The sequence below is a fragment of the Limimaricola litoreus genome (assembly GCF_024159025.1).
Classification (GTDB): Bacteria; Pseudomonadota; Alphaproteobacteria; order Rhodobacterales; family Rhodobacteraceae; genus Limimaricola; species Limimaricola litoreus.
In genome coordinates this window covers 1-19,498 of the sequence record NZ_JAMYXC010000083.1, presented here as the reverse complement: position 1 = coordinate 19,498, position 19,498 = coordinate 1, and the positions used below count along the sequence as shown (strand labels likewise).

The window sequence follows — 19,498 nt, the reverse complement described above, 5'->3', positions numbered from 1 at the left end:
AGCCAGACCGCCGTCGCCCCCGGCCCCTCGGGCGCGCCGACGCGCGGGCGGCCCGACGTGCTGCCCACGGGGCGCAACTTCTTCTCCGTCGACGCGCGCGCCGTCCCCACCCCGACCGCTTGGGCGCTGGGCTGGAAATCCGCGAACCTCCTGATCGAGAAGCACCTGCAGGATCACGGCGACTGGCCGCGCAGCATGCTGGTCACCGCATGGGGCACTGCCAACATGCGCACGGGCGGCGACGATATCGCGCAGGCGCTGGCGCTGATGGGCGTGAAGCCCACATGGGACAGCGCCAACCGCCGTGTCACCGGCTTCGAGGTGCTGCCCGAGGGCGTGCTGGGCCGCCCGCGCGTCGACGTCACGCTGCGCATCTCGGGCTTCTTCCGCGACGCCTTTCCGCAGCTCGTGGCGCTGGTGGATTCGGCGGCGCGCGCGGTGCAGGCGCTCGACGAGCCCGAGGAGATCAACCCGGCGGCGGCGCGGGTGCGCGCGGGCGGATCGGCGGCGCGGGTCTATGGCTCCAAGCCCGGCGCTTACGGGGCTGGCCTGCAGGCGCTGATCGACGAGCGGATCTGGTCCGAGCGCGCCGACCTCGGGAACGCCTATCTCGATTGGGGCGGCTACGCCTATGGCGCGGGACAGGAGGGCGAGGCCGACCGCGACGGTTTTGCAGCCCGCCTCGGGCAGGTCGAGGCGATCGTCCAGAATCAGGACAACCGCGAGCACGACATCCTCGATTCGGACGATTACTACCAGTTCGAGGGCGGTGCCGCGGCAGCGGTGGCGAGCCTTCAGGGCCGCGACCGTCCGATCTACCACAACGACCATTCGCGCCCCGAGCGCCCGGTGATCCGCAGCCTCGACGAGGAGATCGCCCGCGTCGTGCGCTCTCGCGTCGTGAACCCCAAGTGGATCGATGGCGTGAAGCGGCATGGCTACAAGGGCGCCTTCGAGATCGCCGCGACGGTCGACTACCTCTTCGCCTTCGCCGCGACGACGCGGGCGGTAAAGAACCACCATTTCGACCTCGTCGAGGAGGCGGTTCTGGCCGACGAGGACACGCGCGACTTCATCGCCGAGCACAACGCGCCTGCGCTCAGGGAGATCGCCGAGCGGCTGCAGGAGGCGATCGACCGCGGGCTGTGGCAGCCGCGCTCGAACTCGGCCCGCGCCCGGATCGAGGCGCTGCGGCGATCCGCTTGACCTCTTTGCCACCCGCCCCAGAGTGAGGGCACCCCAAGCGCCCGGAGGCCCCATGATCGTCAATCTCGTCGTCCTGCTCGCCTGCCAACTTGCGGGCGAGGTCGCGGCAAGGGGGCTCGGCCTGCCCGTGCCCGGCCCGGTGATCGGCATGGCGCTGCTGTTCGCAGGCCTGGTCCTGCGCCCGGCGCTGGCCGAACGGATCGCGCCGACGACATCGGCGCTGCTGGCGCATCTGTCGCTTCTCTTCGTCCCCGCGGGAGTCGGCGTGGTCGGGCATCTCGACACGCTGGGGCAGCATGGCGTGGCGCTGATCGCGGCGCTGCTTTTGTCGACCATCGCCGCCATCATGGCGGGGGTCTACGTCTTTTTGCTCGTCGCCCGGCTCACGGGGGCCTCGGAATGAGCCCCGCCGCTCCCGCCGAGATCTGGACCTATCTGCGGCAGGACCCGCTTTTGTGGCTCACCGCGACGCTGGTGGCCTATGCGCTGGGCGACCTCGCCTTTCGCCGAACGGGCCGCAAGCCGCTGGTGAACCCGGTGCTGGTCGCCGTGGCGCTCTTGGCGGTGCTGCTGCGCGTCACCGGCACGCCCTATGAGCGCTACTTTGACGGCGCGCAATTCGTGCATTTCATGCTCGGCCCCGCCACCGTCGCGCTGGCCGTGCCGCTCTACGCCAACATCAAGCTGATCCGCTCTGCCTTCTGGCCGATGCTGGCGGCATTGGTCGCGGGCTCGGTCACGGCTCTGGCGACGGCGGTGGCCATCGGCGCGGCCTTCGGGCTCAGGGGGGAGACGCTGCTGTCGCTCGCGCCCAAATCGGTGACAGCCCCCGTGGCGCTCGGCGTGTCCGAGACGATCGGCGGCGCGCCCAACCTGACGGCGGTGCTCGTCATCATCACCGGCATCACCGGCGCGGTGGTGGCGACTCCGCTCCTCAACCTCATGCGCATCCGCGACTGGCGCGCGCGCGGCCTCGCCGTCGGCGTCGCGGCGCATGGGATCGGCACGGCCCGCGCCTTTCAGGTCAACGAGACGGCGGGCGCCTTCGCGGGCATCGGCATGGGGCTCAACGCGTTGCTGACGGCGCTGATTGCGCCCCTGCTGGCCCCATGGCTGGTGGCGCTCCTCACCGGCTGACGGGTTGCGCGCGGACGCCCTTCGGCGCAGTCTGCCGCCTCGAACAAGGAGCCATGCGATGACCGACGACACCGACCGCCACGCGATGAAGATGGCCAAGAAGAAGGCCGCGCGCGACAAGATCATGGCCACCAAGACCGACGAAAAGGGGCTGATCATCGTTCATACCGGCAAGGGCAAGGGCAAGTCCTCGGCCGCCTTCGGGATGATCTTCCGCTGCATCGCCCACGAGATGCCCTGCGCCGTGGTGCAGTTCATCAAGGGCGGCATGTCGACCGGCGAGCGCGACCTGATCCTCGAGCGGTTCTCGGACGCCTGCCAGTTCCACACCATGGGCGAGGGCTTCACCTGGGAGACGCAGGACCGCTCGCGCGACACCGAGATGGCGCAGGCGGCTTGGGAAAAGGCCAAGGAGCTGATCCGCGATCCCGCCAACCGCATGGTGCTGCTCGACGAGATCAACATCGCGCTGCGCTACGACTATCTCGACATCAAAGAGGTCGTGACCTTCCTGAAGGCGGAGAAGCCCGAGATGACCCATGTGGTGCTCACCGGGCGCAACGCGCATGAGGACCTGATCGAGGCCGCCGATCTGGTGACCGAGATGGAGCTGGTGAAGCACCCCTTCCGCTCGGGCATCAAGGCGCAGGTCGGCGTCGAGTTCTGAAACGCAGGCGCGGCCCTCAGCCGCGCCGCTCGATCAGCCGCTTGAGTTCGGCAACGACCCTGTCCTCGCTCACCGGCTTGGACAGGACCTGGCAATCGGGGAACTCCTGTTTGAGCTCCTCGCCATCGACATTGCCGGTCACGAAGAGCAGGGGCACGTCCAGCGCGCAAAGGTCGCGCGCCAGCGGCAGGCTCGATTCGCTCCCAAGCCGCACGTCGAGCACCGCGGCATCGGGCCGGGTCGAGACGGCCTTTTGCGCATCGGAGAGCCGCGTATAAGGCCCCTCGACCAGCGCGCCCTGCTCGCCCAGCGCCATCTCCAGCGAGATCGCGATCAGGAACTCGTCCTCGACCACCATCACCCGCCGCCCTTCGAGCCGCGCCTCGCCGCGCGTCGCGCGCTCGCTCTCGGCGGCGTCATGGCCCACCGGCATCTCGATGGTGCAGACCACGCCGGTCTCGGCGTAATCGATGGTCACCTCGCCCTCGTCGGCGCGCAGGATCGAACGCAGCAGCGTCGAGCCGAAACCCGTGCGATCGGGCGCCGAAACCTTCGGCCCGCCGCTTTCGCGCCAGACCACGCGGGCGCGGCCGGGGGCAAGGCGGCTCACCTCGATCGAGACGCGGCCCCGCTCGCCGCTCAGCGCGCCATACTTGATCGCGTTGGTGGTCAGCTCGTAGAGCGCGAGCGACAGGCTTTCGGCGATCTTGGGCACCAGCGTCGCACCGGTCGCGCCGGAGATCATGAAACGCCCCGGCTCGGGGTCGAAGGGCGAAATCGCGCTGTCGATCACGTCCGAAACCCTGAGGGCGCTGTCGGAGAGCTGCACGGTTAGCGCATGGCTGCGCGACAGCGCCTCCATCCGGCCCAGCAGGCTCTGTTCGAGCTCGCGCACGCTGCCGGCACGGCGCGCCGACATGCGCACCATGCCCTGCAGCACCGACAGCATGTTGCGGGTGCGGTGGTTCAGCTCCGAGGAGACGAGACGCATCCGCTCCTCGGCCTCCTTGCTCTCGGTGATGTCCATGACATGGCCGATGAGCCGCTCGTGCCCGGTCTCGGCATCGCGCGAGTAGCGGCCATGCACGCTGATCCAGCGCAGGGCGCCATCGGCCCGCAGGATCCGGCTGTCGAAGGCCCAGCCCTCCCTGGCCTCCAGCGCCGCGTTGTAAGCCGAATCGACGCGGGCCCGGTCCTCGGGCACCACATGGGAGAGGAAATCATCGTAGCTCCAGGACGGCCGCCCGGTCTCGTAACCGAAGATCTGGTCGTGCCGCAGGCTGCGCCAGGCCTTGCCGGTCGTGGTATCGAGATCCCACACGCCGATCTCACCCACCGCCAGGACCAGCCTGAGGTGATCCGTGCCGCGTTCGATTTCCGTAAGGTCTTCCATTCAGCCACCTGTCTTAGCAGCTTTGCAACTATAGGTTCGACGGAGGTCTTTGAACAGAGAGTCGGCAAACCTCCGGACCATGTACGGCATCGTACTCCTTCCCCGGCGCAGGGTCTAAGTCAACGTCTGGCCTGTCGAGAGCGCCGCCGGATCGACCCGCAGTTCGATCACCGCGACCCGCCCGCTTCGGCGGGCCCGTTCGAAGGCCGGGGCGAAGTCGGCATCCCGCTCCACCACCTCGCCATGCCCGCCGTAAGCCTCCGCCAGCGCCGCGAAATCCGGGTTGGCCAGCGCCGTGCCCGAGACCCGGCCGGGGTAGTGCCGCTCCTGATGCATGCGAATCGTGCCGTAGCGGCCGTTGTTGACGACGATGACGATCGGTGCCGCCCCGTGTTGCGCCACCGTCGACATCTCGTTGAGCGTCATCTGGAAGCAGCCGTCGCCTGCAAGGCAGACCACCGTGCGATCGGGATGCGCCAGCGCGGCCGAGATCGCCGCCGGAAAGCCGTAGCCCATGGAGCCGGAGGTCGGGGCGAGCTGGGTGCGAAACCCCTTGAAGCGGAAATAGCGGTGCAGCCAGCCCGCGTAATTGCCCGCGCCGTTGGTCAGGATCGCGTCCTCCTCCAGGTTATCGGACAGCCAACCGATGATTCGCTCCAGCTTGACGGCACCGGGGGTCTCCTTCGGGCTGAGCCAGCTGTCGTAATCCGCGCGCGCGGCGGCGGTCCAGCCCGCCCAGTCGGCCCCGCAGGGGGCGAGATCGACCAGGGCCGAGAGCATGGCGGGCGCGCGGGCCACCGTCGCCAGTTCGGGCCGCCAGACCCGGCCGATCTCGTCGGCGTCGGCATGGACATGGATCAGCGCCTTGTCGTGTCCCGCCGGGTCGATGAGCGTGTAGCCCTGCGTTTCGATATCGCCCAGCCGCGAGCCGATCACCAAGAGCGCGTCCGCCGCGCGCACCCGCTCGGCCAGCTTGGGGTTCACGCCGACATTCAGGTCGCCCGCGTAGTTCGGATGGCGGTTGTCCATGTAGTCCTGCCGCCGGAAGCCCACTCCGACCGGCAGGCCCTGCGTTTCGGCAAAACGGGCGAGGTCCGCGGCCGCGGCGGTGGACCAATGCGGCCCGCCGACCACCACCAGGGGGCGCTCGGCGCGCGACAGCCGCTCCATGATCCGCGCCGCCGGGGCGGAGAGATCGGGCGCGAGCCGCTCGGGCGCGGGCGCAAGATCGCGCGCCTCCGCCAGCCCCGACAGCACGTCCTCGGGCAGCGCCAGCACCACCGGGCCGGGGCGGCCCGACATCGCCACCTCGAAGGCGCGGCCGACGTATTCGGGAATGCGCGCGGCATCGTCGATCTCGGCCACCCACTTGGCGAGGGGGGCGAACATGGCGCGGTAATCGACCTCCTGGAATGCCTCGCGGTCGCGGTCGCCCCGCGCGATCTGGCCGACGAAGAGCACCATCGGCGTGCTGTCCTGCCGCGCCACGTGCACGCCCGCGGAGGCATTGGTCGCCCCCGGCCCGCGGGTGACGAAGGCGACGCCCGGACGCCCCGTGAGCTTGCCCTGCGCCTCGGCCATCATCGCGGCCCCGCCCTCGTGGCGGCAGACCACGTTGGCGATGGCGCTGTCGTGCAGCCCGTCGAGCACGGCGAGAAAGCTCTCGCCCGGCACGGAAAAGACCCGCTCCACCCCGAGCCGCGCCAGCTGCTCCACCAGTATCCGTCCGCCATGCCGCATGAAAACCCCTCCCTTTCGGGCCGGAGCATGGCCGCGCGGCGCGCGCCCCGCAAGCGGGCTAGAGGCTGACCTCGGGACGAAATCCCTCCGGCACCCGGTTGCGCGCCTCGAGCACCAGATCGGCCATCACCTCGCCCACCAGCGGCGCGAGCCCAAAGCCGATCTTGAAGCCGCCATTGGCGATCCACGCGTTCTCGCGGAAGGGATGCGCGCCCAGCATCGGCGCGCGGCTCTTCGCACGCGGCCTGACACCGGCCCAGCGCTCCACCACCTCGGCCCCCTCCATCGCCGGGCACAGCCCGCGCGCCTGCGCGATCAGCTCGTCGAGCTGCGCATCGGTGGCCGCGCCGTCCTCGTACTCGCGCTCGGAGGTCGAGCCGATGCCGACCGTGCCATCGGCATGCGGCACCGCGTGCAGCCCCTCGGCGAAGATCTGCGGCATCTGGGAGGGATCGAAGCCGTGGGGGCGCAAGAGCGCTGCCTGCCCCTTCACGCCGGTGCCCGCCATCCTGCCCGCCTGCGCCGAGATCTCCTCGAGCCCCGCCACGCCCGTGGCCCAGACCACCGGGCCTTCGGGCAGCCCCTCGCGCGTGATCTCGCCGCCCAATGTCTCGAGAGCTTGCGCGAGCGCCAGCGTCGCCCGGCGCGGATGCAGCCGCGCGGTGAGCGTGTCATGCACCAGCCTGCCGCTCGGGCTTGCCGGTTCCCAGTCGCCGCCGCGCGCCTCGACCACCCGCCAGTCGGCCCGGCCCTGCCACAGCTCGGCGGCGCCACCTGCGCGCTCCTCGGCCCGCGCCACCGCCGCCGCATCGGCCAGGGGTTGCAGCCGCCCGGTCCGTGCATAGCCCGGATCGGCGCCCGAAAGCCGCGCGATGTCGGCCCAGTAGTCTTCGGCCATGAGCAGGGCTTCGAGCTGGAACGCCTTTTTCGGGTTCCACTGCTCGGGCACATGCGGCGCCAGCGCGCCGACGATCCCGCCCGAGGCCCCCGCCGCCGGGCCCAAGGGATCGATCACCCGCACATGCGCGCCGCGCCGCGCGCAGGCCACCGCGACCGAAAGCCCCCAGGCCCCCGCCCCCATCACCGTCAGATCCGCGCTTGTCATCGCCAGCCGCCCCCGTCATCACGAGGGCGCAACCTAGGGCATGGGCAGATGGACGACCAGCGCGCGCAACTCGACTGGCGGGACGGCCACGTGCCGGTCTCGACCCGCTTCGACGATCCCTATTTCTCGATCCACGACGGGCTGGCCGAGACGCGGCACGTCTTTCTCGCGGGCAACGGCCTGCCCGAGCGCTTCGGCGGCGATTTCCACATCATGGAGACGGGCTTCGGCACCGGGCTCAATTTTCTCACCGCGTGGGAGGCATGGGAGACGGCGGGCGCGCGGGGCAGCCTGCGCTTCACCAGCTTCGAGGCCTTTCCCATGACCCCCGCCGACACGGCCCGCGCGCTGGGCGCCTTTCCCGCGCTCGCCCCGCGCGCCGAACGGCTGGTGGCGGCGCTGGAGGCAGGCCCCGGCCCGCATCGCTTCGACGATGCGGTGACGCTCGACATCGTGCAGGGCGACGCGCGCGAGACGCTGCCCCGGCACGAGGGCTTCGCCGATGCGTGGTTTCTCGACGGCTTTGCCCCGGCGCGAAACCCCGAGCTGTGGGGCGACGCCCTGATGCGCGAGGTCGCGGCGCATACCGCGCCGGGCGGCACGCTGGCGAGCTACACGGCGGCGGGGCACGTGCGAAGGGCGCTGGCCGAGGCCGGGCTCGACGTGCGGCGCGCGCCGGGATACGGGCGCAAGCGCCACATGACCCTCGCCAGAAAGCCCGACTGATGCGCAACGACAACCGGCTCGGCATCCTGCTGATGACGATCACCACCTTCGTCTTCGCCATGCAGGACGGGATTTCGCGCTATCTCGCCGAAAACTACAACGTCTTCATGGTGGTGATGGTCCGCTACTGGTTCTTCGCCGCCTTCGTCATCGCCATCGCCCGCCATCAGAAGGGCTCGGTCCGCGCCGCCGCCCATACCAGCCAGCCGCTGCTGCAGGGGCTGCGCGGCCTGCTGCTGGCGGGCGAGATCTGCGTCATGGTGATCGGCTTCGTGCATCTGGGGCTGGTCGAGAGCCACGCGATCTTCGCGGTCTACCCGCTCTTGATCGCGGCGCTGTCGGGACCGGTGCTGGGAGAGAGCGTGGGCTGGCGGCGCTGGGCCGCGATCGGCATCGGCTTTGCAGGCGTGCTGGTGATCCTGCGCCCCGGCGTCGGCGTCTTCGCCCCCGCCGCGCTGTTCCCGCTGGCCGCGGCGGTGATGTTCGCGCTCTACGGGCTGCTCACGCGCTATGCCGCGCGACGCGATTCCGCGGCCACCAGCTTCTTCTGGACCGGGGTGACGGGGGCCGTGCTGATGACCGCGATCGGCCTGCCCAACTGGCAGCCGCTCATGGGATGGGACTGGGCGGTGCTGGCGCTCTTGTGCGTGACCGGCGCGGGCGGGCATTTCCTGCTGATCAAGACCTACGAGGTCGCCGAGGCGGGGGCGGTGCAGCCCTTTGCCTATCTGCAGCTGCCCTTTGCCGCCTCGCTCGGCATCCTCGCCTTCGGCGAGACCATTTCGGCCAACGTGGCGCTGGGGGCCGCGATCGTGGTGGGCGCGGGCGTGTTCACGCTGATCCGCACCCACCGCAAGACGGGCTAGGTCACTCCACCGGGCGCTGCGGCGGCCGCACCCCGCCGATCGACATCGGCGCCAGGATCGACAGCGACATCGTCGAGGCGCGCCCCTCGGGCGCGATCTCCACCGCCGGCGGCACCGGGGCGGGCGTGGTCTCGGCCACGAGCGTATCGGCATTGCGCGCCTGCGGGCGCACATGCGGCGGCTTGCCGTTGAGCAGGTCGGTGAAGTTCACCGGCCCGGTCTCGCCGGTCAGCCGCGCGCGGTAGACCGGGATCGATTCGCTGACCCGCATCACGTAGTTGCGGGTCTCGGTGAAGGGGATGTGCTCGATCCAGTCGACCACGTCGGCCTGTCCGATCCGCGGATCGCCGCGCTCGGCCATCCATGTGCGCGGCCGCGAGGCGCCGGCATTGTAGCCCGCCGAGATCATCACCGGGCTCTGGCCGAAGGTCTCCTCGAGATAGGCGAGGTAACGCGTGCCGAGCTGGGCATTGTAGCGCCAGTCGGTGGTCAGCTTGGCGCGGGAATACGGCAGGCCGAGCCAGCCCGAGACCTCCTCGGCGGTGGCGGGCATCAGCTGCATCAGCCCCAGCGCGCCGACCGGGCTGCCGACGCCGATGTTGAACTCGCTCTCGCGGCGGGCGATCGACATCGCCAGCTCGGGTGAGACCGGCATCTCGGTTTCGGCCAGCGCGTGCAGCGGGAAGTAGATCTCGGGGATCACGATCTGCCTATAGGCTGCGGCCTTGCCCAGCGTCAGCGCCAGATGCGTCTCGTCGCGCTCCATCAGCATCCGGCCAAGCTGCGCCAGCCCCTCGCGGTCGAGGCTGCGGCCCAGCTCGATCGTGAAGCGCAGCGCATCGCGGTACTGGCCCGCGTCGAGCAGGAAGGCGACGGCCTGGGTGCGGTCGTCCTCGAGGAACGCCCCCTGCCGCCAGTCGGCCACCGGCTCGTGGCCGGTGAGCGCCGGGTCGAGCGAGAGCCCGAGCTTCTCGGCCGAGAGCAGCCCGTAAAAGGCGGTCTGGTGCAGCGCCGCGCGGGCATAATCGAGCGCCGCGGTGTCGTAGGCGCCCATGGCCTCGCGCGCCCGGCCCTGCCAATAGCCCGCGCGCGCCAGCGAGATCGGGCTTTCGACGTCGCCTTCGAGATTCCGGAAATGCTCCAGCGCCTTTTGCGGATCGTCGAGATAGGTCAGCGCCAGATAGCCCGAGAGCCATTCGAGATCGGCGTAGAAGGTGCCCTCGGTCAGGAAATGCCGGCTGGCGAGCTCATAGGCCCGCTCCGGCTCGCCGTTGCGCATCAGCCAGCGCGACAGCGTCGCGCGCCACGAGGCCCAGCGGAACGGATCGCCCAGATCCTGTTCGGAGCCGGTGTGACGCTCGATGATCTCGATCGCCTCGGAATAGTCGCCCTTGTCGGCAAAGCGGTTGAACCGGGCATTGGCGATGCCGGGCCTGTCGCGCAGCGCCTCGGGCACCCGGCCGAGCGCCGCCGCGGCGCCTTGGTCGCGGATCAGCGCGACGCGCGCCTCGGCGACCCGGCGCTCGGCATCGGACAGCGTGTCGAACAGCCGCTGCGCATCGCTGATGCGCCAGCGCCAGAGCATGGCGTCGATGCGCTTTGCGTGATGCGGCGCGAGGATGTCGCCAAAGGCGTCCATCATCGCGGCATGGCCCGAGCCGTCGAGGCCGAGCGTCAGCCAGCTTTCGACCAGCATCTCGCGCGCCGCGTCGATCTTGCCCTGCGCCATCAGCGCCTCGGCGAGGCGCACGGCCCCTTCGCCGGTCTCGGGGGCCGCATCGCCGAACCAGGCGATCACCTGCTCGGGCGCGAGCCCCTTGGGCATGTCGCGCTCGCCCTCGGCGCGGATCTGATCAAGGCGGGGCCAGTCGGGATGGGCCGCGACGAAGGAGACGTATTCCTCCCAGGCCCCCTGCCCGGCCTGCAGCTTTTCCCAAGCCACGAGATCGAGCGCCACCTCGCCCAGCGGCGCGGCCAGCGCGCGCGCCTCGTCCCAGTTGCGGCGCTCGGCGGCGTCGAAGACGTCATCGATCCCGGCCATGGCCGGCAGCGCCGGGGCACAGAATGCCAGGGCGGTGACAAGGGCAGTGGAAAATCTTGCGTTTTTCGTCATGCTTGGCTGCTCCGGGATTCGGTGACTCTCGGCATGGATCGCCAACCTAAGGGTACATTGCCGCGGCGCAACTCACAAACTTGGCAAGCGATGGAAAGCCGTCTAGGGTCCGCGCGATTTTACCCCCCGGACTCAGGACGCCACACATGTTCAAGGGATCGCTCCCGGCCCTCGTCACCCCATTCGCAGATGGCCAGGTGGACCTCGAGACGCTGAAGAAACTGGTCGAATGGCACATTGCCGAGGGCAGCCACGGCCTCGTGCCCGTCGGCACCACCGGCGAGAGCCCGACCCTGACGCATGAGGAGCACGATCTCGTCGTCGAGACCGTGGTCAGGACCGCCGCGGGCCGCATCCCCGTGATCGCGGGCGCGGGCTCGAACAACACCGTCGAGACCGTGCGCCTCGTCGAGGCCGCCAAGGCGGCGGGCGCCGATGCCGCCCTCGTGGTCACGCCCTATTACAACAAGCCGACGCAGCGCGGGCTGGTGGCGCATTTCCACGCCGCCGCCGAATGCGGCCTGCCGATCGTGATCTACAACATTCCCGGCCGCTCGGTCGTCGACATGAGCCCGCAGACCATGGGCGAGCTGGCCAAGCACCCGATGATCGTCGGCGTCAAGGATGCGACCGGCGACCTGAGCCGCGTGCCCAAGCAGCGCATCCATTGCGGCGCCGACTTCCTGCAGCTTTCGGGCGAGGACGCGACCGCGCTGGGCTACAACGCCCACGGCGGGCGGGGCTGCATCTCGGTCACCGCCAATGTCGCGCCGAAGCTCTGCGCCGAGTTCCAGGAGGCGACCCTCAAGGGCCGCTACGACGTGGCGCTCGACCTGCTCGACCGGCTGATGCCGCTGCACGAGGCGATCTTCCTCGAGCCTGGCGTGGCCGGGGCGAAATACGCGATGAGCGTGCTTGGCCTGTGCCGCGACGAGGTGCGCTCGCCGCTGACGCCGCTGCTCGAGGGCACCCGCCTTGCCGTCAAGGACGCGCTGCGTCACGCGGGGCTGATCGGTCACTGACCCCGCACCGCGGCGCCTGCGGCCGGCCGGGGCATGCGTATTTGAAGAAAGATGAACGGGGGGCGGCGCTGGACTTGGGCGCCGCGCGCCCCTAGATCGGGCGCATGGCCAAGAAAGAGCAGAACAAGAACTACAAGGTGATCGCCGAGAACCGGCGGGCGCGCTACGACTATGCCATCGAGGACGATCTCGAATGCGGGATCATCCTGATGGGGTCGGAGGTCAAGAGCCTGCGCACCGGCCAGTCGAACATCGCCGAGAGCTATGCCTCGGTCGAGAACGGCGAGCTGTGGCTGACCAATGCCTATATCGCGCCCTATGACGCGGGCCGCACCTTCGGCCACGAGGAGCGGCGGCGCCGCAAGCTTCTGGTCAAGCAAAAGGAGCTGGTGCGGCTTTGGAACGCCACCCAGCGCGAGGGCATGACCATCGTACCGCTGGTGATGTATTTCAACGACCGCGGTCTGGTGAAGCTCAAGATCGCCACCGGCAAGGGCAAGAAGAACCACGACAAGCGCGCTACCGAGGCCAAGCGCGACTGGGGCCGCCAGAAGCAGCGGCTGCTGCGCTCGAACGTCTAGGCGTCTTGCACCTGCCGCACCACGGGTCTACTCCTTCGCGCGACGGAACCGACCCGAGGGAACGCATGTCCGAGACCGCCGATGATCCCCGCACGCTCGTCTCGACCCGCTGGTTGGCCGAGCGGCTCAAGGACCCCGATCTGCGGATTCTCGACGCCTCCTGGTACCTGCCCGACACCGGGCGCGACGGGCGGGCCGAATACGAGACGGCGCATATCCCCGGTGCCCGCTTCTTCGACATCGACGAGATCTCGGATCACCGCAGCGGCCTGCCGCACATGGCGCCGCCGCCGGAGAAGTTCGTCTCGCGGCTGCGCGCCATGGGCGTGGGTGACGGCCACCGGGTCGTGGTCTATGATGGCGCGGGGCTGTTCTCGGCCGCGCGCGTGCGCTGGCTGTTCAAGCTGATGGGTTTCGACGAGGTCGCGGTGCTCGACGGCGGCCTGCCCAAGTGGCGCGCCGAGGGCCGCCCGCTCACCGCCGAGCCCACGGTGCTGCGCGACCGCCATCTGACCGCGAGCCTGCGCCGCGACATGGCGGTGGACGCCACCGAGGTGGCCCGCGCGGTCAAGCTCGGCAGCCATGTCATCGTCGATGCCCGCGCCGCCGCGCGTTTCGTGGGCGGCGCGCCCGAGCCGCGCGCCGGGCTGCGCTCGGGCCATATCCCCGGCTCGCGCAACCTGTTCTTCCGCGACCTGCTGCGCACCGACGGCACGCTGAAGAACGAGGCGGGCATCCGCGCCGCCTTCGAAGGCGCGGGCGTCGATCTCGACCGCCCCGTGATCACCACCTGCGGATCCGGCGTGACCGCGGCGGTGCTGTCGCTGGCGCTCGAACGCATCGGAAAATCCGACCACCGGCTCTATGACGGCTCGTGGTCCGAATGGGGCATGTTCCCCGATCTGCCGGTCGAGACAGGCCCGGCCCAAGACAACCTCGAAGGATAGACATGTTCGAGCATCTGACCGACCAGCCGGCTGACAAGATCCTGGCCCTGATGAGCGCCTACAAGGCCGATCCGCGCAAGGCGAAGATCGACCTCGGCGTTGGCGTCTACAAGGACGCCGAGGGCCGCACCCCGATCATGCGCGCGGTCAAGGCCGCCGAAGGGCGGCTGCTCGAAAGCCAGGACACCAAGAGCTACACCGCACTGGCGGGCGATCCGGCCTTTGCCGATGCGATGATCGACCTGGTGCTCGCCGACACGCTGCCGCGCGACCGCGTCGCCGCCGTGGCGACGCCGGGCGGCACCGGCGCGGTGCGCCAGGCCTTCGAGATGATCGGCATGGCCGCGCCCGAGGCCACCATCTGGGTCTCCGACCCGACCTGGCCCAACCATCTGTCGATCCTCAAGCATCTCGATGCCAAGACCCGCGCCTACCGCTATTTCGACAGCGAGACCCGCTCGGTCGACATGGCCGGCATGATGGAGGATCTCGCCGAGGCGCAGCCCGGCGACGTGGTGCTGCTGCATGGCTGCTGCCACAACCCGACCGGCGCCAACCCCACGCCCGAGCAGTGGGACGAGATCGCCGCCACGCTGAAAGCGCGCCATCTCGTGCCGATGATCGACCTCGCCTACCAGGGCTTCGGCGACGGGCTCGACGCCGATGCGGCGGCCACGCGGCTGATCGCGGGCGCGCTCGAAGAGGTGATCATCGCGGCGAGCTGCTCGAAGAACTTCGGCATCTACCGCGAGCGCACCGGCATCCTGATGGCCGTGGGCCGCGACGTGCCGCAGACCCGCACGCTGCAGGGCACGCTGGCCTATCTCAACCGGCAGAACTACTCCTTCCCGCCCGATCACGGCGCCCGCGTCGTCTCGACCATCCTGACGGATGAGGCGCTGCGCGCCGATTGGCAGGCCGAGCTGGAAGAGGTGCGCACCGGCATGTTGCGGCTGCGCGAGGCGCTGGCCGCCGAGCTCAAGCGCCTGTCGAATTCGGATCGCTTCGATTTCCTCGCCCAGCATCGCGGCATGTTCTCGCGGCTCGGCGCAAGCCCCGAACAGGTCGCCCGGCTGCGCGACGATCACGGCATCTACATGGTCGGCGACAGCCGGATGAACATCGCCGGTCTCAACGACCGCTCCATTCCCGTTCTGGCGCAGGCGATCATCGACGTCGGCGTCTGAACCCTCAGGGTTTTCGACCTTCAAGCGCCGTCCCTCCGGGGGCGGCGTTTTGCGTTGCGACGTGGCGTCGATCACGGATTCGTGGCTGAATCGTGCCATTCCGTCCGATCGGGGGAAACTTTTGCTCACCCCCGGTGGTTCTGCCAGCGAAACGGGCCCGACGCCGAGCGTCGCGCAGGTCCGCTACAGCAAACCAAGGAGGTCGACATGGCCAGCACTGGCGAGACGATGGACCAAAAGGCGAAGAGGGCTGCCGCCGACGCCAAGAGCGGCGCATCCGAATTCGCAGACACCGCCCGCGAGCGGGCCCGCGAGATGGCGGGCGAGGCACGCGAGCGCGCTTACGAATACGGCCGCGACTACAAGGACGAGGCCGCGAACGAGACCTCGAAGATCGCCAATGCGCTGCGCAAGGCGTCCGAGGATCTGCACGACGGCTCGCCGCAGGAGCGCATCTTTGCCAAGCTGGCCGACACGGTGGCCGACACCGCCGACGGCATGCGCGAGATGGAGCTCGACGAGATGGCCTATGCCGTCAACGACTTCGCCCGCCGCAACTCGGCCGCCTTTCTCGGCGGTGCCGCGCTTCTGGGCTTTGTCGCCGCGCGCTTCATGAAGGCCTCGGCCCGGCATGACAACTATCGCGGCAGCGGCTCCTTCGGCTCGGACGCCTATGGCGACGACCGCTATGCCCCCGACGTGACCCCGAACGACTACGACGAGGACGACCGTGTTTCGCGCCCGGTGCCGACCTCCGATCCGGTGACCAGCGCCGCGCCGCGCCCCGCGCCCACCACGACGACCCAGCCGGCCGCGCGCCCCGCGACCACCTCGGCCACCACCGGCACGACGACCGGTACCGCGGGCAGCACCGGTTCGACCGGCGGCACCTCGTCTGACATCTCGCGCGGGACCACCACCACCGGCGGCACCGGCTCGATCAGCACCGGCTCCTCCTCGACCGGCAGCACCGGTTCGGTCGGCGGCATCGACAAGCCCGACGACAAGCCCGAGATTCCCGGCGCACCCCAGCCCGGCACAACGGGAGCCGTGAAGAAATGACCCATACCGATCCGCATCATGATCCCGCACCCGGGACCACCACCCGGGTCGAGAGCAAGAGCACGGGTTCGCTGCTGTCCGAGGCGCTCAACCATGTGAGCGGTCTCGTGCGCAAGGAGGTCGACCTCGCGCGCGCCGAGATGTCTCGCGCCGTGAGCCGCGCCGGGATGGGCATCGGGCTCATCGTCGGTGCGGTGATCCTGAGCCTCACCGCGCTCAACGTGCTCGCTACCGCCTTCGTGGCATGGCTCTCGGAAACCGGCATCGGGCCGGGACTGTCCGCCCTCATCGTCGGTCTGGTGATCCTCGTGATCGCCGCGATTCTCGTGAAGGTCGGCATCAACCGCGTCAAAGCCGTGACCAATGCACCCAAGCGCAGCGCCGAGTCGATCCGCAAGGACGCCGCTGCCGTCAAAGGAGCCATCAATGACTGACAACACCCGTTCCCCCGAAGAGATCGAACGCGAGATCGCAACCGAACGCTCGGAACTGCAACGCACGATTGACGACCTGCAGGAGCGCCTGTCGCTTGACGGAATCATGCGCACGGTGACCGACAGCGTGAGCGACAACGCCTCCGACATCGGCCGCACCATCTCGACCACCGTGCAGCGCAACCCGGTGCCGATCGCCCTGGTCGGCGCGGGCCTCGCCTGGCTCGCCGTTTCCAACGCCCGCGGCAGCGATGACGAGCGCTATGCCGGCGAGGTCGATTATCGCGGCCAGCGCGACTATGCCCGCTCGGGCCGGCTTGGCGCGGACCCCTACCTGTCGCGCAAATACGGCACCGACAAGCTCGACGAGCCGCGCGGCCCGGTCCATGCCACGCCCGAGGATCACGGCGATTCGCCCTGGAACGAGACGCGCTCGCGCGGCGGTGCGCTCAAGGACCGCCTGCGCGGCAAGATGGGCGGCGCCAAGGGCAAGCTCGGCGAATACCGCGAGCGCGCCCGTGGCCGTGGCGCTTCGATGGGGGCTTCGGCCCGCAGCCTGCGCGACCGCATCACGGATGGCACGCACGGCATGTCCGAAGAGGGCAAGAAGCGCGTCATCTCCGCCCGGACCCGCGCCTACGAGGCGCAGGTGAAGGCCGAGTACTATGCCCGCCAGGGTCGCGACAGCGCCAAGAGCATGTATGACCAGCAGCCGCTGCTGGGCGGCCTGCTGGCGATGGCCGCCGGCGCCGCCGTGGCCGCGATGCTGCCGCGCACCCAGCGCGAGGACGAAGCCTTCGGCACCTATCGCGACGATCTGATGGACGAGGCCTACCACGTCTACGAGGAAGAGCGCGCGCGTCTGACCGAGGTGGCGAAGGCCACCGCCGAGGACGCCCGTGATCAGGCCCAGGGCCTCGCCCGCACCGTGCAGGACGACCTCAAGGACGCCGCGACCGACGTGCAGGGCCGCGCCCGCGAGGCCGCCGAGCACGTGGCCGACACCGCGAAGTCCGAAGCCCAGAAGAAGGACGTCGGCGCAACCGCGCAGGCGGAGGCCGAGAAGGCCAAGGAGAAGACCGGCGGCAAGTGATCGCCCTTCCCTTCCATGCAAAAGGCGCCCCTCGGGGCGCCTTTTTTCCTGGTCGGGCCGGCTGCGGTCAGCTCGGGGTGAAGTCTGGATAGGCCTCCATGCCCAGCTCGGCCATGTCGAGCCCCGAGACCTCGGTCTCCTCGTCGACCCGGATGCCCATCACCGCCTTCAGCACCAGCCAGACCACGAGGCTGACCCCAAAGGTGAACGCGCCGACGATGATGATCGGGACGATCTGGCCCGCAAGGGTGGCGTCGGGGTTGGTGAACAGCACCGCGATGGTGCCCCAGATGCCGCAGAACAGGTGCACCGGGATCGCGCCGACCACGTCGTCGATCTTCATCCGGTCGAGCATCGGCACCGCGAAGACCACGATCACGCCGCCGACCATGCCGATCAGGGTCGCGCCGCCCAGGGTGGGGGTTAGCGGCTCGGCGGTGATCGAGACGAGGCCCGCCAGCGCGCCGTTGAGCACCATGGTCAGGTCCGGCTTCTTGTAGAGGATCTGGGTGAAGATCAGCGCCGCGATCGCGCCACCGGTGGCGGCGGCATTGGTATTGGCGAAGATCCGGCCGATGTCGGCCACGTCGCCCACCGTGCCCATCGCCAGCTGCGACGCGCCGTTGAAGCCGAACCAGCCCATCCACAGGATGAAGGTGCCAAGCGTCGCCAGCGTCAGGTTCGAGCCGGGCATCGGGATGGTGCGGCCGTCCTTGTACTTGCCGATCCGGCTGCCCAGCACCAGAGCGCCCGCCAGCGCCGCCCAGCCGCCGACCGAATGCACCACCGTCGAGCCGGCGAAGTCGAGAAAGCCCCACTGGCTGTCGAGGAAGCCGCCGCCCCATTTCCAGCTCGCCTGGATCGGATAGATCACGCCGGTGAGCAGGATGGTGAAGATCAGGAAGGGCCAGAGCTTGATCCGCTCCGCGAGCGTGCCCGAGACGATCGAGGCGGTGGTCGCGGCGAACATCAGCTGGAAGAAGAAATCACCCGAGGTCGCGGCATAGCCGTAGTCATCGGCCCCGTCGCGGCCCACGCCGACCGCTTCGAGCACCGCGACGCCGAAGGCGCCGATATAGCCGCCCGTTGCGTCCGAGCCGATCGACCAGTTGCCCAGCGGATACATCAGGTTGTAGCCGATCAGGTAATACATGAACGCGGCGAAGGAGAAGAGCGCCACGTTCTTGATGCACTGCATCGCGACGTTCTTGGAGCGCACGAGGCCCGCTTCGAGCATCGCGAAGCCCGCCGCCATCCAGAACACGAGAAAGCCGCCGATCAGGAACAGCAGCGAGTTGAAGATGAACATGGTGTCGGTCGCGGCGGCGATGCCCGCGTCGATTGCTACGGGTTCGGCGGCCTCGGCCGCCTCCTGCGCGAAGGCCGGACCGGCCATCAGGCAGGCGAGCGGCAAGAGCCCGGCGAGCGGGGTTTTCCAATGGGTCATGGGATCAGGTCTCCTGGGGAGGAACGCTCAGAGCGCGTCTCAGAGGGCGTCGTCGTCGGTTTCGCCGGTGCGCACGCGCAGCGCGCTCTCGACATCGAGCACGAAGATCTTGCCGTCGCCGATCTTGTCGGTGCGGGCGGTGCGGGCGATGGTCGCCACCACCTGCTCGGCCAGGCTCTCGGAAACCACGATCTCGAGCTTGACCTTCGGCACGAAGTTCACGGCGTATTCCGCGCCGCGGTAGATCTCGGTGTGGCCGGACTGAGAGCCGAAGCCCTTGATCTCGGTCACCATCATGCCGCGCACGCCCTGGGCGGTCAGCGCCTCGCGCACCTCCTCGAGCTTGAACGGCTTGATCGTTGCGATGATGAGTTTCACGTCGGTCCCCTTGTGGCGTCGGTTCGGCAAGGCCCCGGCTTCGGGCCGCGGCTGCTTCAAAAGCGCCCCTTCCTGCCTTCGGGGCAAGCGATGCGAAGGGCCGCGGCCTGCCTCGGGCCGGGCAGGTTGCACAATTTTTGCACATGGGCGCGGGAATGCCCGTTTCATGGGCGGCGTAAAAAAGCCGATGAGGCAAATCCCCGCCGCTCAACATTCCGCTGCGATGCGGCTATGGTGGCCGCCGATCAAAACGGACAGGCAGCGGCAGATGAGCGCGAGCAACGGCAGAAGACCGCCCCTCACGGCGGAGCGGCGCTACGGCGCGAGCAAGGGCGCCCGCAAGGATGGCGGCGCCCCGAAGGCCAAGGCGCGCGCGACGCCCGCCGCCAAGCCG

The 19,498-nt window shown here is 69.4% G+C and carries 19 protein-coding genes; 13 read left to right on the top strand and 6 right to left on the bottom strand.

What is annotated here, in order from left to right; all coding sequences use genetic code 11:
• The 4 genes from NHG85_RS06050 to cobO all read left to right on the top strand — a co-directional run.
• Positions 1-1,206, top strand: a 1,206-nt coding sequence (locus tag NHG85_RS06050; RefSeq protein ID WP_253330749.1) for a cobaltochelatase subunit CobN, incomplete at its 5' end; no start/stop codon positions are given.
• Between the two features lie 52 nt (positions 1,207-1,258).
• A complete protein-coding gene (locus tag NHG85_RS06045) occupies positions 1,259-1,609 on the top strand; it encodes a CidA/LrgA family protein (RefSeq protein WP_253330747.1) in 351 nt (116 codons plus the stop codon).
• Positions 1,606-2,343, top strand: coding sequence for an LrgB family protein (locus tag NHG85_RS06040; protein ID WP_253330745.1), 738 nt, complete (start codon positions 1,606-1,608; stop codon positions 2,341-2,343). The genes NHG85_RS06045 and NHG85_RS06040 overlap by 4 nt, the downstream gene beginning before the upstream one ends.
• A gap of 58 nt (positions 2,344-2,401) precedes the next feature.
• On the top strand, positions 2,402-3,010 hold the full coding sequence (gene cobO, locus NHG85_RS06035; protein WP_253330743.1) for a cob(I)yrinic acid a,c-diamide adenosyltransferase: 609 nt from the start codon (positions 2,402-2,404) through the stop codon (positions 3,008-3,010).
• 16 nt (positions 3,011-3,026) lie between these two features.
• On the opposite strand, the gene NHG85_RS06030 is transcribed toward cobO, so the two are convergent.
• The 3 genes from NHG85_RS06030 to NHG85_RS06020 form a co-directional block, all read right to left on the bottom strand.
• On the bottom strand, positions 3,027-4,403 hold the full coding sequence (locus NHG85_RS06030) for an HWE histidine kinase domain-containing protein (RefSeq protein WP_253330742.1): 1,377 nt from the start codon (positions 4,401-4,403) through the stop codon (positions 3,027-3,029).
• 114 nt (positions 4,404-4,517) lie between these two features.
• Positions 4,518-6,143 carry a thiamine pyrophosphate-binding protein gene (locus NHG85_RS06025; protein ID WP_253330740.1) on the bottom strand — a complete coding sequence of 542 codons (1,626 nt, stop codon included), beginning with the start codon at positions 6,141-6,143 and terminating at the stop codon, positions 4,518-4,520.
• A gap of 58 nt (positions 6,144-6,201) precedes the next feature.
• Positions 6,202-7,248, bottom strand: coding sequence for an NAD(P)/FAD-dependent oxidoreductase (locus NHG85_RS06020; RefSeq protein WP_253330738.1), 1,047 nt, complete (start codon positions 7,246-7,248; stop codon positions 6,202-6,204).
• Positions 7,249-7,296: 48 nt separating this feature from the next.
• Between NHG85_RS06020 and mnmC2 the strand changes: the two genes are divergently transcribed.
• Together mnmC2 and NHG85_RS06010 are read left to right on the top strand one after the other, a co-directional pair.
• A complete protein-coding gene (gene mnmC2 / locus NHG85_RS06015; protein ID WP_253330736.1) occupies positions 7,297-7,974 on the top strand; it encodes a tRNA (5-methylaminomethyl-2-thiouridine)(34)-methyltransferase MnmC2 in 678 nt (225 codons plus the stop codon).
• Positions 7,974-8,840 carry a DMT family transporter gene (locus NHG85_RS06010; RefSeq protein WP_253330734.1) on the top strand — a complete coding sequence of 289 codons (867 nt, stop codon included), beginning with the start codon at positions 7,974-7,976 and terminating at the stop codon, positions 8,838-8,840. Before mnmC2 ends, NHG85_RS06010 begins: the two co-directional genes overlap by 1 nt.
• Position 8,841: 1 nt before the next feature.
• On the opposite strand, the gene NHG85_RS06005 is transcribed toward NHG85_RS06010, so the two are convergent.
• A complete protein-coding gene (locus NHG85_RS06005) occupies positions 8,842-10,881 on the bottom strand; it encodes a lytic transglycosylase domain-containing protein (protein ID WP_253330732.1) in 2,040 nt (679 codons plus the stop codon).
• Between the two features lie 218 nt (positions 10,882-11,099).
• Here NHG85_RS06005 and dapA point away from each other — a divergent pair, with 218 nt between their 5' ends.
• The 7 genes from dapA to NHG85_RS05970 all read left to right on the top strand — a co-directional run bounded on the left by dapA (position 11,100) and on the right by NHG85_RS05970 (position 17,279).
• Positions 11,100-11,975 (top strand): 4-hydroxy-tetrahydrodipicolinate synthase, encoded by an 876-nt coding sequence (gene dapA / locus NHG85_RS06000; RefSeq protein ID WP_253330731.1) that lies wholly within the window; start codon positions 11,100-11,102, stop codon positions 11,973-11,975.
• Positions 11,976-12,079: 104 nt separating this feature from the next.
• Positions 12,080-12,556, top strand: coding sequence for an SsrA-binding protein SmpB (gene smpB / locus NHG85_RS05995; RefSeq protein WP_253330729.1), 477 nt, complete (start codon positions 12,080-12,082; stop codon positions 12,554-12,556).
• 65 nt (positions 12,557-12,621) lie between these two features.
• Positions 12,622-13,503: a 3-mercaptopyruvate sulfurtransferase gene (gene sseA / locus NHG85_RS05990; RefSeq protein WP_253330727.1), complete on the top strand. Its 882-nt coding sequence runs from the start codon at positions 12,622-12,624 to the stop codon at positions 13,501-13,503.
• Between the two features lie 2 nt (positions 13,504-13,505).
• On the top strand, positions 13,506-14,690 hold the full coding sequence (locus NHG85_RS05985; RefSeq protein WP_253330725.1) for an amino acid aminotransferase: 1,185 nt from the start codon (positions 13,506-13,508) through the stop codon (positions 14,688-14,690).
• Positions 14,691-14,897: 207 nt separating this feature from the next.
• Entirely contained in the window at positions 14,898-15,752 is an 855-nt protein-coding gene (locus NHG85_RS05980; protein WP_253330723.1) for a hypothetical protein, read from the top strand.
• Complete coding sequence (locus NHG85_RS05975; RefSeq protein ID WP_253330721.1) at positions 15,749-16,186, top strand: phage holin family protein; 438 nt, start codon at positions 15,749-15,751, stop codon at positions 16,184-16,186. The genes NHG85_RS05980 and NHG85_RS05975 overlap by 4 nt, the downstream gene beginning before the upstream one ends.
• Positions 16,179-17,279 (top strand): DUF3618 domain-containing protein, encoded by a 1,101-nt coding sequence (locus NHG85_RS05970; RefSeq protein ID WP_253330719.1) that lies wholly within the window; start codon positions 16,179-16,181, stop codon positions 17,277-17,279. The genes NHG85_RS05975 and NHG85_RS05970 overlap by 8 nt, the downstream gene beginning before the upstream one ends.
• Positions 17,280-17,346: 67 nt before the next feature.
• Here the strand turns inward: NHG85_RS05970 and NHG85_RS05965 are convergent, their stop codons facing one another.
• Together NHG85_RS05965 and NHG85_RS05960 are read right to left on the bottom strand one after the other, a co-directional pair.
• Positions 17,347-18,726, bottom strand: coding sequence for an ammonium transporter (locus NHG85_RS05965; protein ID WP_253330717.1), 1,380 nt, complete (start codon positions 18,724-18,726; stop codon positions 17,347-17,349).
• A 39-nt stretch (positions 18,727-18,765) separates the two neighbouring features.
• Positions 18,766-19,104: a P-II family nitrogen regulator gene (locus NHG85_RS05960; protein WP_253330715.1), complete on the bottom strand. Its 339-nt coding sequence runs from the start codon at positions 19,102-19,104 to the stop codon at positions 18,766-18,768.
• Positions 19,105-19,498: the final 394 nt, after the last annotated feature.